14 protein-coding genes are annotated in these 13,022 nt (G+C 57.7%); 11 read left to right on the top strand and 3 right to left on the bottom strand.

Going from position 1 to position 13,022, the window contains the following annotated elements; all coding sequences use genetic code 11:
- Positions 1 to 9: 9 nt before the first annotated feature.
- Together B9A24_RS14530 and B9A24_RS14525 are read right to left on the bottom strand one after the other, a co-directional pair.
- Entirely contained in the window at positions 10 to 1,092 is a 1,083-nt protein-coding gene (locus B9A24_RS14530) for an o-succinylbenzoate synthase (RefSeq protein ID WP_084446749.1), read from the bottom strand.
- A 181-nt stretch (positions 1,093 to 1,273) separates the two neighbouring features.
- A complete protein-coding gene (locus B9A24_RS14525) occupies positions 1,274 to 1,549 on the bottom strand; it encodes a KGG domain-containing protein (protein ID WP_084446748.1) in 276 nt (91 codons plus the stop codon).
- A 392-nt stretch (positions 1,550 to 1,941) separates the two neighbouring features.
- Between B9A24_RS14525 and egtB the strand changes: the two genes are divergently transcribed.
- From egtB to B9A24_RS14495, 6 genes are all read left to right on the top strand, one after another.
- Positions 1,942 to 3,261: an ergothioneine biosynthesis protein EgtB gene (gene egtB / locus B9A24_RS14520; protein ID WP_234997304.1), complete on the top strand. Its 1,320-nt coding sequence runs from the start codon at positions 1,942 to 1,944 to the stop codon at positions 3,259 to 3,261.
- Positions 3,262 to 3,438: 177 nt separating this feature from the next.
- Complete coding sequence (egtD, locus tag B9A24_RS14515) at positions 3,439 to 4,407, top strand: L-histidine N(alpha)-methyltransferase (protein WP_084446762.1); 969 nt, start codon at positions 3,439 to 3,441, stop codon at positions 4,405 to 4,407.
- Between the two features lie 5 nt (positions 4,408 to 4,412).
- A complete protein-coding gene (locus B9A24_RS14510; protein WP_143434950.1) occupies positions 4,413 to 5,579 on the top strand; it encodes a pyridoxal phosphate-dependent aminotransferase in 1,167 nt (388 codons plus the stop codon).
- Between the two features lie 84 nt (positions 5,580 to 5,663).
- Entirely contained in the window at positions 5,664 to 7,025 is a 1,362-nt protein-coding gene (locus B9A24_RS14505) for an MATE family efflux transporter (protein ID WP_084446746.1), read from the top strand.
- Positions 7,026 to 7,138: 113 nt separating this feature from the next.
- The gene (locus tag B9A24_RS14500; protein ID WP_084446745.1) at positions 7,139 to 7,729 is read left to right on the top strand and encodes a DUF922 domain-containing protein; all 591 of its coding nucleotides are present in this window, start codon (positions 7,139 to 7,141) and stop codon (positions 7,727 to 7,729) included.
- Between the two features lie 21 nt (positions 7,730 to 7,750).
- Entirely contained in the window at positions 7,751 to 8,101 is a 351-nt protein-coding gene (locus B9A24_RS14495; RefSeq protein ID WP_084446744.1) for a tRNA-binding protein, read from the top strand.
- Positions 8,102 to 8,197: 96 nt separating this feature from the next.
- Here B9A24_RS14495 and B9A24_RS14490 read toward each other — a convergent pair whose 3' ends face one another.
- Positions 8,198 to 8,593, bottom strand: coding sequence for a DUF4296 domain-containing protein (locus B9A24_RS14490; protein ID WP_159452060.1), 396 nt, complete (start codon positions 8,591 to 8,593; stop codon positions 8,198 to 8,200).
- Positions 8,594 to 8,630: 37 nt separating this feature from the next.
- Here B9A24_RS14490 and B9A24_RS14485 point away from each other — a divergent pair, with 37 nt between their 5' ends.
- The 5 genes from B9A24_RS14485 to B9A24_RS14465 all read left to right on the top strand — a co-directional run bounded on the left by B9A24_RS14485 (position 8,631) and on the right by B9A24_RS14465 (position 12,980).
- Positions 8,631 to 9,533, top strand: coding sequence for a DUF58 domain-containing protein (locus B9A24_RS14485; protein WP_084446743.1), 903 nt, complete (start codon positions 8,631 to 8,633; stop codon positions 9,531 to 9,533).
- A 58-nt stretch (positions 9,534 to 9,591) separates the two neighbouring features.
- Positions 9,592 to 10,506 carry a hypothetical protein gene (locus B9A24_RS14480; protein ID WP_084446742.1) on the top strand — a complete coding sequence of 305 codons (915 nt, stop codon included), beginning with the start codon at positions 9,592 to 9,594 and terminating at the stop codon, positions 10,504 to 10,506.
- A gap of 75 nt (positions 10,507 to 10,581) precedes the next feature.
- On the top strand, positions 10,582 to 11,634 hold the full coding sequence (locus B9A24_RS14475; RefSeq protein WP_084446741.1) for a vWA domain-containing protein: 1,053 nt from the start codon (positions 10,582 to 10,584) through the stop codon (positions 11,632 to 11,634).
- A gap of 197 nt (positions 11,635 to 11,831) precedes the next feature.
- A complete protein-coding gene (locus tag B9A24_RS14470; protein WP_084446740.1) occupies positions 11,832 to 12,497 on the top strand; it encodes a YggS family pyridoxal phosphate-dependent enzyme in 666 nt (221 codons plus the stop codon).
- A 105-nt stretch (positions 12,498 to 12,602) separates the two neighbouring features.
- Positions 12,603 to 12,980 carry a DUF423 domain-containing protein gene (locus B9A24_RS14465; protein WP_084446739.1) on the top strand — a complete coding sequence of 126 codons (378 nt, stop codon included), beginning with the start codon at positions 12,603 to 12,605 and terminating at the stop codon, positions 12,978 to 12,980.
- Positions 12,981 to 13,022: the final 42 nt, after the last annotated feature.

Below are 13,022 nucleotides of genomic sequence, written 5' to 3'. Positions count from 1 at the left end.
CGGCGTAAGTCAGCTCGGAATTTCCCACTCTCCCGCCGGGTCATAGTGCAGGTGGCCGGCCGCTATTCGTAGCGGGGCAACCACGTTGTTATGATAGAGTTGACCCGTGCCCAGCCCTTGGGGCAAATCGGGGCAGGCATACTCGCCGGCCAGCTGGCTGACGGCGTTCAGTCCCACGTTCGACTCTAGGGCCGATGTCAGCCACCAGGCGGCGTTATTTGTCTCGGCCGCGCGCAGCCATTGCCGGGTAGCGTGCAGTCCGCCCACCAGCGTAGGCTTGATGATAATGTAGGCGGGCTGAATCTGGGCCAATAAGGCTGCCTGCTGCTCGGGCTGGGTGACGCCAATCAACTCCTCATCCAAGGCAATCGGAATGGGCGACTCCCGACACAGGTCGGCCATTAGCGACGTCTGTCCGGCCGCGATGGGCTGCTCGATAGAATGCAGCTCGAAGCGGGCCAGCTGCTCCAGCTTCCGTAGGGCCTCGTGGGGGGCAAATGCACCGTTGGCATCCACGCGCAACGTCAGCTGATCGGGGCCAGCTACGGCCCTGATTTCGGCCAGCAGCCGTAGCTCGGTAGCAAAATCAATTCCCCCGATTTTCATCTTTAGGCACGAGTAGCTCTCAGCCAGCTTCTTCTCAATCTGGGTTTGCATGAAGGCTGCCTCCCCCATCCAGACCAAGCCGTTGATGGGTATTCCTACCTCGCCCCGGCTAAATGCATTGTCGAAAAGCTGGCGTTGGCCCCCGCTCTGCCAATCGAGGACGGCCGTTTCGAGGGCAAACCGCAGGGCTGGCCAGGCTGACTCCAGTAGCTCATTGATCAGGTCGTTGACTGTATCGGGGAGCAAATCGGTGAGCTGGCGGCGGTTGAAAGCAGCACATAACGCGGCTACTCGCGGCTCAAAACCAGGCCCAAAATCGGGGCTAAGACCGGCTAACGGCGCCGCCTCTCCCAAACCCAGGCGCTCCGGCTGCGCCGTGTCGCGCAGGTGTAAGTAATAGGCTACGTGCTCGGTAAGCGCACCGCGTGAGGTGCGGGCCGGAAAGTTGAAGCGCAAAGCGCGCTGAGAATAAGTGAGATGAAGCATTGGGATATGCAGACGCTATTTATCAACAGGTTATTATCAAATCTCAGAATAGGTAATCCTAAAATTCAACTAGTAGACAAGTAACCAACAAAAAAACCAGCCTCTGCGCTAAGCGCGGAAGCTGGTTTATAAAGTCGGCGGCACCACTACGGAAGCAGTGCCGTCGTTACATCAATGGAAACTATCGGGTAGCACCGCCCTGGTTGCTCCGTCCGCGGCTCGCCTGGCCCCCCTTACGGCCGGCGGCGCGAGCTTCCTCTGATGTAAACCGGTGGCCGCGGCCGCTTTCGTGCGAGGCTTTGCCGCCTTCGCTGGCAATGCGGCGCTGCTCGGCAGGGTCCATAGCCGCGAAACCGCGCAGGCTTTTGCCCGAAGTAGTTATCTGCTTCGCCGCCCCATTGCGGCTGGGAGATTGGGATGCGGCGGTACCGCGCTGAGTTTGCTGGTTCGTGATCATAGCGTTGAGAATTAGGGAGAGTTAAGTGTGTTGTCTTGGTCGCGTGCAAAGGAGGGTAAATCAGGTTCTAAACCGCTTATAAATTGAACGTGATACTGACAGTAACGATAGTAATTCGGGATGCAAAAACTGCTTTTACGGCTCAAAATACCATTTTCTACCGACTCTCGCTCCGTAGTCGAGCTTGCTATAAACGCGATAAGTACCCGCTGCTACTGTCGGGCTACGTACAACACGCGGCGCGTCCTTGACGAGATACTTTCCGGGTAGTTTTGATCGGTATTCGCCGTACGATTGGGGTCGGATTATTAAGTTGAAAGCCGTCAGAGACAAAACCCGTCGTCGTTTTTTGAGTTAAAGTTAATAAGTAGTTCACCCCCATTCCTTTGCTTATGTCTTCCTCCGTTATGTCTTCCTCCGTATTTGCCCCCCAGACCATCGCTGAGCCTGCGCTGGCGCAGCTGCCCGCCCGCTACCACGCCGTGCGGCAGCAAACCGAGGAGCTCTGTCGGCCCTTGCTCCCGGAAGACACTGTAGTGCAGCCGATGCTCGATGTGAGCCCGCCGAAGTGGCACCTGGCACATACTACCTGGTTTTTCGAAACCTTCCTGCTGCGCGAATACCTAACTGGCTATCAGGTATTTCATCCCGATTATGCTTACCTGTTCAACTCTTACTATAACTCGCTGGGCAGCCGCGTAAACCGCGCCGATCGGGGTACTATCTCCCGCCCTGCCCTCGCCGACGTGTATGCCTACCGCGCCCATGTTGATGAGCATATGGGCCGCTTGCTTACCCTGCTCGCGGCCAATGATTTGCCCCCCAGTTTCGCCGAAATCTTTGAGCTGGGTCTCCAGCATGAGCAGCAGCACCAGGAGCTGCTCGTCACGGATATCAAATACATTCTGAGCACCAGTCCGTTGGCTCCAGCCTACAAGTCAGCTCCGAAAGCTGCGCCCACGCCCGAGCCTGCGCCGGCTACCTGGCTGCCGGTTGCGGGCGGCGTCTACCGGATTGGATTTGAGGAGGAAGGCTTTTGCTTCGACAATGAAAAAGCCCCCCACGATACCTACGTAGCCGATTTCTCACTGCAAAACCGCTTAGTAACCAACGGTGAGTACCGTCAGTTTATGGAAGCAGGCGGCTACCGCGACTTTCGCTACTGGCTGGGCGAAGGCTGGGAGCTGGCCGAGCAAGCCGGTTGGGAAGCGCCGCTGTATTGGGTGCTGAAAGAGGGCGTCTGGCACCGCTTTACGCATCACGGCCTGCAACCCGTCGATTGGGCCGCGCCCGTCACGCACATCAGCTTCTACGAGGCCGATGCGTATGCTCACTGGGCTGGTTATCGTTTGCCCACCGAGCAGGAATGGGAAATAGCGGCCCGCCAGTTTCAGCCTCAGATTTCAGCTGGCAACTTCTTGGAAAGCAACCAGTTCGACCCACAGCCACTCTCCGCCGATGCTGACCCGGAGCAATGCCATCAGCTTTTGGGCGACGTGTGGGAATGGACATATTCGGCCTATCACCCCTACCCCGGCTACGAGCGCGCTGCCGGCGCTTTGGGCGAGTATAATGGCAAGTTTATGCTGAATCAGCTGGTGCTGCGCGGGGGCTCCTGCGCTACCTCGCAGAGCCATATCCGGCTCACGTACCGCAATTTCTTCCATGCTGATAAGCGCTGGCAATTCACGGGTATCCGTCTGGCACGGTGAGGCTGTTCTCGTAGCGGTTCCCGCGGAGGGCGCAGAGGACTGACGCATAAGGCGCGGAACACAACGGGTACAGCCGTCAGAACACCGCGGCCTCTGCACCTTCCTCTGCGTCCTCCGCGCCTTCCGCCGCGGGAACCATCGTTGTTTATCAGAAAAGATTATCAGAAAGCCTTTTTTATGCCCCACCTCGCCACTGCCAACACCGAGCTAGCCCGCCACGTAGCCGCAGGCTTGCAGAAAACACCTAAAACACTATCTTCTAAGTACTTCTATGATGACGCGGGCAGTGAGCTGTTTCAGCAGATCATGGGGTTGCCGGAGTATTACCCTACCCGCACGGAGTTTGGTTTGCTGACCACTTATCGTGGCGCCATCACTGCCGCCCTGCGCCCCGTCTCTGACGAGCCGTTTTACCTCATAGAGTTAGGTGCCGGTGATGGGTTGAAAACTAAGATTTTATTACGTGAATTACTGGAACAGAGAGCCAATTTCAGCTATGTGCCCGTCGATATTTCGTCGGGAGCACTGGATGGCTTGGCGGCCAGCCTTCACGCCGAACTGCCCAACCTGCGAGTAGAACCGGTAGTAGCGGAGTACACTGCGGCGCTAACGTTGATGGCCGCCCGGCCCGGTCGCAAAGCGGTGCTGTTTCTGGGGTCCAACATCGGCAACTTCTCCCCCTCCGACCGCCGCGAGTTTCTGCGCGCCCTCACCCAGCCCCTCTCCCCCGACGACCGCCTGCTCATCGGCTTCGATCTGCAAAAAGCCCCCCGCCTCATCCGCGCCGCCTACGATGATGCGCAGGGCGTGACGGCCGCTTTCAACCTCAACCTGCTTACCCGCCTAAATCGGGAGCTGGGGGGCAATTTCGACCTGGCTCATTGGCAGCACTACACCGATTACGACCCCATTGCTGGGGTCGTACGTTCTTTTTTAGTCAGCACTCGCGCGCAGCAAGTCCACCTGGAGGCGCTGGACCAAACCGTTGATTTTGCGGCTTGGGAGATTATTCATACCGAAAATTCCTACAAATTTACCCAGCCTCTCATCAGTCAGTTAGCGACGGAAGCGGGGCTGGAAGCGCAGAATTTTTTCACCGATGAGCAGGCTTATTTCGCCGATGTAGTCCTGGCTCCGCAAGCTTAAAATCCGTGGCCTATTTACCACCCGATTCCTTCGTAACAATGCCGCCGGCTGCGGCTGATTTTCCCGAAGTTATTAGCTTAGCTTCGGGCTACGGTAATTTTGCTACGCCGGCTGTGGCAGCAGGAAGGGCTGTAGCTGCTATTCAGGCCGGCCAACTGATGCCGGGGCCGGTGGAAGGCCTGCTACTATTGCGGGAGGCAATTACAGCCAATTATCACCGCCAAAATGCCCCCCAGATCACGCCCGCCCATATCGTGGTCACGCCTGGAGCGAAAGCGGCGCTGTTTGCCTTGCTGAAGACTATTCTGCGCCCCGGCGACGAGGTGGTAGTACCTACCCCCAACTGGTTTGGGTTTGGTGAGCTAATCACGCGGGCGGGCGGCACCATGCGCCCGCTCTTCCTCGACCCGGCTGATGACTATGCCTTACGGCCCGAGGTGCTGGAGACCGCCATTACGCCGCGCACTCGGCTGTTCCTTTTTACGAATCCCAACAACCCGACAGGCCGGGTTTACCACCAAGCTGAGCTGGAGGCCCTGCTAAGCGTCACGCGCCGCCACCCGGAGATATTTGTCCTCTCCGATGAGATATATAATCTCATTCATTTCGGCGCGACTCCAGTGCCCACCTTGCTATCATTTCCCGACCCGCACGGGCAGCACCTGGTAGTGAATGGCTTCTCTAAATCGTTGGCGCTGATAGGCTGGGGCGTGGGTTATCTGGTGGCACCACCCGCATTGGCTCAAGCGGCGGCTGGGGGGCAATTTGCTACCGGCGCGGCTGTGCCGGCACCTAATCAGCACGCGGCCCTGGCGGCAACTGAGCATAGCGCAGCCATTGCCCATGACTTGCTCGTACGGTTGGCTCCCACCCGTGCTTTGCTGCTAGCGGCCTTGTCGGTGCTACCCGGCGTGGACTATGTAGAGCCGGAAGGCACCTACTATGGTTTCGCTGATTTGCGGCAATTTCTACCCGCCGCGCAATCATCGGCAGAAGCTTCGGCTGCATTGGTCGCGCAGTTGCGGGCCGGGGGTGTGGATGTGGTGGATGGAGCGAGTTGCGGGGCGCCGGGCTTTGCGCGCATCTCCTACGCCCTGCCGGAGCCGGAATTGCGGGAAGCATTATGGCGTTTGCAAGCAGTTCTGGTGGGCGAGAAACGCAGCGGCAGCTGACGGCCGGGAGCAGTTTACTATAATAGGTCCTGGCCCACGGCCCGAATTAGGGACGTACCTTTGCGGCTCTTTTTCTGCTTCATCATGCCGCTCACCGCTGTTCGTCCGCATATCAAGCCCATGCTGCTGCTGGCTTACCCCGTAATACTCAGCCAACTAGGTCACGTATTGGTAAACGTAGTTGATAGCGTGGTAGTCGGCCAGACCGGCAAAGTGCCCTTAGCAGCCGTATCGCTGAGCGTGAGCGTGAGTACGGTGGTGATGGTGCTGGGGCTGGGGTTATCGATGGGCATTACGCCCCTGGTTGCGGCCGCCGATGGCAAGCGTGACATGCCCTTGCTGGGCCGGTTGCTGGTAAATGGCGTACTGCTCAGCACCCTGGCTGGGGTAGGGCTGGCTGGGTTGGGCTTAGTAATTGCCCCCCAGCTTCGTTACCTGAATCAGCCGGCCGAGGTAGTGGCGCTGGCCATGCCGTGGGTGCGCCTCATCTTCCTGTCTTTCCTGCCCCTGATGGTTTTTCAGGGTTTCAAGCAGTTTGCCGAGGGCCTGGGGCTCACGCGTCAGGCTATGTATTTATCTGTGGGGGCCAACTTGCTGAACGCTTTGCTGTGCTACGCATTCGTGTTCGGCAACCTTGGCGCACCGCAGATGGGCATGATTGGAGCCGCCTGGGCCACGCTTATTTCCCGTGTTCTGATGGCCATTCTTATGGCTACATATGTGTTGCGCGCATCTCGGCTACGACCTCACCGCGAAGCAGCCGCTTCTGGGCATGGCCTCCACGGCCCCACAATACGCCGCCTGTTGGGCTTGGGCGCGCCTATTGGGGTACAGATGATGTTTGAAATGGGTGCGTTCAGCTTTTCAGCCATCATGATTGGCTGGTTGGGTACTACCAGCCTTGCCGCCCACCAGATTGCCATAAATGTGGCTTCAGCTACCTATATGGCGGCCAGCGGCATTGCGGCGGCGGCTACCATTCGGGTGGGCAATATGCGCGGCCTCGGCGACGCGGAGGGTGCGCGGCAGGCAGGCTTTACCGCTTACGGCCTCACGTTTCTGTTTATGGGCCTCATGGCCTTGATTTTAATCATGGCCCGAGAGTTCATCCCCTACTTCTATAATAACGATGCGGCCGTGGTGGCACAGGCAGCTACACTCCTGCTTATTGCGGCGCTGTTTCAGATTTCGGATGGTTTGCAGGTGGTGGGGCTAGGTGCGCTGCGGGGGCTGGAAGATGTCAAGATTCCTTCGCTGGTCGCCTTGCTGGCCTATTGGGCCGTGGCGTTGCCGCTGGGCTACTTCCTTGGTTTTAAAATGAGTATGGGATCTGTTGGCATCTGGATAGGCTTGCTCACTGGCCTGACGCTGGTCGCGGGCCTGCTGCTCTGGCGCTTCCGGCAGCATAGCGCGGTGCCAGTGCCCGCGGCCTTGGTAGTGCATTAAGGAGAGGCTGGCATTATTTTTTAGAATGAACGTTTGCACGCAACCGGCCGGTAGCTGCGTTCATACCCCAGCATTGCTTTTCGTTTCTAAAAAAGCCCCCAGACTCCTTGTTTATGTTTTATAGCTTGTCGCTTTCCTTTATTTCCTTTCTGCTGCCTTTCCTGACGGTCAGTATCCCTCCCCAGGGTACACCGGCCGCGTCGGCCGATGCGCCCGGCACCATCGTCTGGTCGGCGAACCGGCCGCTTACCTGGGCCGATTTCAAGACTAAGCCCACTCCCGCCGACCGACTCGCAGCGCTCACCTCCGCCACCATTGATGTGCAGGCCGGCTGCGTCGATTTTAAATTCACGTCTACCGTGCGGGCCGTATTCGTGCCCACTGAGTCATGGGTGCGCGACTCGGCTACGGCCACGCCTAACCTGCTGCGGCACGAGCAGTTACATTTCAATATAACGGAGCTGCACGCCCGGCGCATGCGCCAGAAAATAGCGCTGCTCAAGCTGGACTGTAAGCGTTTGCAGCCTACGTTCAAGAACGCGACCAAAGCTATTTTCGCGGAGTGGCAAAAAGAAGAAGCGCGCTACGATCAGGAAACCAACCACGGCCTGAACCTGGATCGGCAGAAGACGTGGGAAATTCAGGTGAAGCAGCGAATGGCTTTGCTGGAGCAGTACGCTTCCAAGCCTACGCCCGCGAAATAGCCTTTTTACTACTTTGCGGGTATGGAAACATCTATAGCTCCGCTTACCTGGTCAGAGTTTGAGCGCGTGGACTTGCGCGTGGGCACCGTGCTGGAAGCCCGCGCTTTTCCCGAAGCGCGCAAGCCCGCTTATCAGCTGTTGATCGACTTAGGCCCTGAGATTGGCACCAGGCGCTCCAGCGCCCAGATTACCCGTCACTATCAGCCCGAGGGCCTCGTTGGCCGGCAAGTGTTGTGCGTGGTTAATTTTCCGGTTAAGAAAATTGGCCCGTTCCGCTCGGAAGTGCTGGTAACCGGTGCCGCCGACGAAAACGGCGATATTGTGCTGGCCTCGTTGGCCGGGCCGGTACCGAATGGCAGCCGGCTGATGTAGAGACGCGTATTCGCGTTTCCTCGTTGCTGAAGTCGTTTAGTGGAACGGCGCGATTCCGGTTGTTCAACGACGAGACGCGTATTCGCGTCTCTACACCTATCGACGCTTCGCTTCCTCGGCCTGATCTTTGGCCCCGAGCTTAGCCTCGCGGGCTGAGAGGCTGTCAATGACGGCCCCATAAATATCATCCAGGTCTTTGTCGTGGATGGCGTAATAGCGGTAGCTGCGCTGGAAAATGGTATCGGTGACGTTGTAGCGGGTTAGTAACTGGCGCTGAAGGAGGTTGAAGGCGGCGCGGGCTGAGTCGGGGGGCAAAGCGGCGGCATCTACGCGGCTTTCGTTCAGGTGTACTTGTATGAGCATCGCCACCATCTTGGCTTTCGGTAGCAAGGGTTGGGGTACCAAGGGCTCTTCGGGTCGCTGACACTGCGTAAACACCAGCGCTAGCAGCAGACTCAGGGTAGATAAAAGGGATGCGGGGAGCTTTTTCACAACGGCAAAGTTAGGAGGAACCCGTAGTTTAGCTGCAATGAATACCGCCGACCTCACTCCGCTCCAGCAACTCGTGCGCAAGCTTCGGCAGATGGAGATACGCATCATCAAGACAGTAGATGCGCAGTTGCAGGGCAATTTTCACTCCGTCTTTAAAGGAACTGGGCTTGAATTCGACGACGTGCGCCTCTACCAGTACGGCGATGAGGTGCGGGCCATCGACTGGGCCGTATCGAGCAAAGGGCACGGCACCTTCGTCAAAACCTATAAGGAGGAACGCGAGCAATCGGTGCTGCTGCTGCTCGACGTGAGCGCCTCCCAGCAGGTTGGTGCCGCCGGCCGGCGCAAGCTCGATGTGGGCCGCGAAATCTGCGGACTGCTGGCGTTGGCCGCTGCCCGCCAGGATGCGCAGCTCGGTATTCTCGCTTTTTCCGATCAGAAAGAGCTGTATTTAGCCCCTGGCAAGGGGGTCCGACATGCGTATAGTCTCATCAAGCGGCTGTTTGAGCTGACACCCCGCTCGCCCCGTACGGCCGTGGGCCCCGGCATCAAACAGGCGTTGGGCATGCTCAAGCGCCGCACCATTGTGCTGCTGATTTCGGATTTTATCGACACGAACTACGAGCGGGAGCTGACCATGCTGGCCCGCAAGCACGACTTAGTAGTACTGCAATTACTCGATAAGCGCGAACGGGAGTTTCCGCCCCTGGGCATTGTGCCGCTCCACGATCAGGAAACCGGCCGCACGATGTGGGTGAATACGTCAGCCGAGTCGTTCCGGGCACGGTACCGGGCCACGTACGAGCAAAACCGCGAGCAGATCGGGCAGATTTGCCGACGCCACCGCACTGAGTTCTTATCCATTGCCACCGATGCCGACTACGTAACGCAGTTGGCCAGCTTGTTTCGGCGGCGCAATCAGCGGGGTGGTCGTGCATAGGTTTTGCGGTAAAAAAAGCCCCCCAGAATGCCTACGACTCTTCTTTAGCAGGTCGGGTGTGTCAGGCGCCTGGCTGACTTGGCTGCTATTCCTTTCACTGGCTGTGCAGGGCCAGGAAATGCTCCCCGAACAGCCTCAAGGACGCTTTCTTCGTCAAACAACGCGCATTGGCGAAGTAATCAGCTACGAGCTCACCTTCAGGCACGACCCCAAACTGGAGGTTGTCTTTCCCGACTCCACGGCTGAGTTTAAGCCTTTCGAGTATGTGGGCAAAACTTTCCAGCCCACGCGCACCCGCCGCGGCCGCAGCTTCGACCGGACCGTGTATCGGCTCCGCACGTTCAGCCTCGACTCGGTGCAGCGCCTGAGCCTGCCGGTCATGATTCTGCGTGGGCAGGACACACTTACCGTCAACACGCCAGCGGCCAGTATCCGGCTGATACGCACGGCGCCGGTGCCGGAAGTTATTCTGCCTACTACGCCCGTGCTGAAGCAGAATACTACTTTACTGCCGGTAGAGAAGGCATTTAACTACCCATTTTGGCTGGCGGGGCTGGGAATAGTGGTCCTGGTGGGTGCCGGCTTGTGGTTTGGCTTTGGCAGCTATTGGCGTCGCCGCTATCAGCTGTATAAGCTGCGAAAAAACCACGCGTATTTCCTGGCCCAATATGCGCGGCATATCGAACGGTTTGAATTGTCGCGCTCCCTCACGAATATGGAACGCGCCATTACACTCTGGAAAAACTACCTCACTACCCTCGAAAACAACACCATCAACAGTCTGACGACGCGGGAAATTGTGGCTTACTACCAGAACGACGTGTCGGTGAGCCGGGCCCTGCGCATCACGGACCGGCTGATCTATGGCAACCAGTTCAACGAAGACGATACCGAAACCAGCACCGCCTTCGACCTGCTGCGCGACTTTGCAGACCGGCGTTATACCTTGCTTAGTGGAGCCACCAGAAGTTAAGGCCAGCGGGGCTTTTTTTAAAGCGAGTAATATAGCACTGGCAGATTTGCCAGTACTTAAGGACGAAACCAACTCATGATTGAACAGCTCTGGCAACGCTTTCTGGCTCCTTTGATTGATGGGCTGCGCTATGCCACGCTGAGTAGCTACACCTGGCAGGAGCCACGGCTGTTGTTGCTTATTCCGGCGCTGCCCCTGCTGTTTGGGGTGCGCTGGCTGCTGGTGCATCGGCGGCGGCCGCGCCTCGACGTTGCTTTTGTGGCTGGCCAGGCCCGGCGCGACTGGAGCGCGTTGCTGCGGTTTCTGCCCGATATCGTGCTGCTGTTCAGCTTCGCCTTCGGTATAGTGGCCCTGGCGCGGCCTCAGCGCACGGATGAGCGCGTGGTGCAAACCGGCGAGGGTATTGATATGCTGCTGGTTATGGATGTGTCGGGCTCGATGGAACTACAGGACTTGCGGCCCAACCGGCTGGAGGCCGCCAAGCGGGTAGGTCGTGAGTTTATAGCCGGACGCATCGGCGACCGGCTGGGCCTGGTGGTTTTTGCCGGCGATGCCTACTCGCTCGCGCCGCTCACCACCGATTACGATTTGCTGCGCGAAAGTCTCGACGGCCTGCGCCTGGGCATGATTGCCAACGATGGCACGGCCATCGGCACCGCCTTGGGCGTAGCCACCAACCGCCTGCGCGACTCCCGCAGCCGTACGAAAGTCATCATCCTTATTTCAGATGGCGAAAACACGGCCGGCAGCCTCGACCCACTGACGGCCGCCCAGTTAGCTCATGCTTATGGCCTGAAAATCTATACCGTTGGGCTGGGGCAGGATGGCACCGTACCCTACGGGACTGATGAAACGGGTCGCGTGCGCTTCGTTGAAACCCGTCTCGACGAGACCACCATGCGTCAGATTGCTCAGGCCGGCGAAGGGCAGTTTTTCCGGGCCACCGACAACGCCGGCCTGCGCCGGGTGTTTCGCCAGATCGACACGTTCGAAAAATCAGAAATTAAACAAACTCGTTTTCGCAATACCAAAGACTATTATCGCTTATATCTGTTTTGCTGTATAGGTTTGTGGCTCGTCTGGCTGGGGTTGAAAAACACGTTTTTAACTAATGCCTTGGAGGACTGACTAAATTCCTGGACCCACGCATACGCGCCTGTCATGCAGAGCGAAGCATCTCGCGTATTTAGTAAGATTATTACCCGGTAGAGATGCTTCGACAAGTTCAGCATGACAACTACCAACACAACGACTGCACGCGAGATGCTTCGCTCTGCATGACGGGCGGGAAAAGAGCATTGCTGAATACCTACTAATTGAAATAAATGTCTATTGCTGATAATTTCCATGCCTTTCAAAGCGAGTTGCAAGGCACAAAATGCCGCTTGGTGGCCGTCACCAAAACGCATCCGGTAGAGCGTTTGCACGAAGTATATGCTGCTGGCGCGCGGCTTTTCGGCGAGAATAAAGTGCAGGAAATGGCCGCCAAGCAGCCTGATTTGCCCCCCGACGTGGAGTGGCATCTTATCGGTCATCTGCAAACGAACAAGGTGAAGTATATCGCCCCGTTCGTGCATACCATTCAGAGTATCGACAGCCTGAAACTGCTGCTCGAAATTGAAAAGCAATCCGCCAAGCACAACCGCGTCATCTACGGGCTGCTTCAGTTTCACATTGCCACCGAAAAAATGAAATCGGGCCTGAGCTTGGCTGACGCGGAGGAAATACTGCAATCGGACGCATTCCGCGCCTTACAGCATGTGCAGCTAACGGGCGTGATGGGAGTGGCCACTTTTACCAACGATGAGACCCAGCTCCGCCGCGAGTTTCGGGAGCTACGGGGCTACTTCGAGCTGCTGAAGCAGCGGTATTTTGCCCCCCAGTCTGCGTTCAAAGAGATTTCGATGGGGATGAGCGCCGATTATAAGCTGGCCATTGAAGAAGGCAGCACGCTGATTCGGGTGGGCAGCGCTATTTTTGGGGCCCGGTAGGGGCGCGTCGCACGCGCCCACCGTTGAACGACGCTAAGTAAGTGGCTCTTCCTTCAAATAACCAAACAACAATGGGCGCATGCGACGCGCCCCTACCTTCTACCTATGACTGCTCGCTTAATTCTACAAATCGCGGCTTTGCTTGGGGCCCTGGGCGTAGGCATCGGTGCCTTCGGGGCCCACGGCCTACGCAAGATGCTGGAGGAAACCGGCCGCTTCGATACTTTTGAAACGGCCGTGCGCTATCAGTTTTACCATACACTGGCGCTGCTGGCCGTGGGTATTCTGCTGGCCATGCGCCCTGACATTCGGGGACTGAGCTTAACGGCCTGGCTGTTTCTGGGGGGCATTTTGCTGTTCAGCGGCTCGCTCTACACGCTTTGTTTTACGGGCATCACCAAAATGGGCGCCGTGGCACCCATTGGCGGTCTGCTGCTCATTGCTGGTTGGCTGCGGCTATTGCTTGCAGCGCGTCAGCTGTAAGGTCAGGATTTTACGCGGCCGTTAGCGCACAAAAAAGCCCCA

This window comes from Hymenobacter roseosalivarius DSM 11622 (assembly GCF_900176135.1).
Lineage (GTDB): Bacteria > Bacteroidota > Bacteroidia > Cytophagales > Hymenobacteraceae > Hymenobacter > Hymenobacter roseosalivarius.
This window is presented reverse-complemented; position numbering and strand designations above follow the sequence as displayed.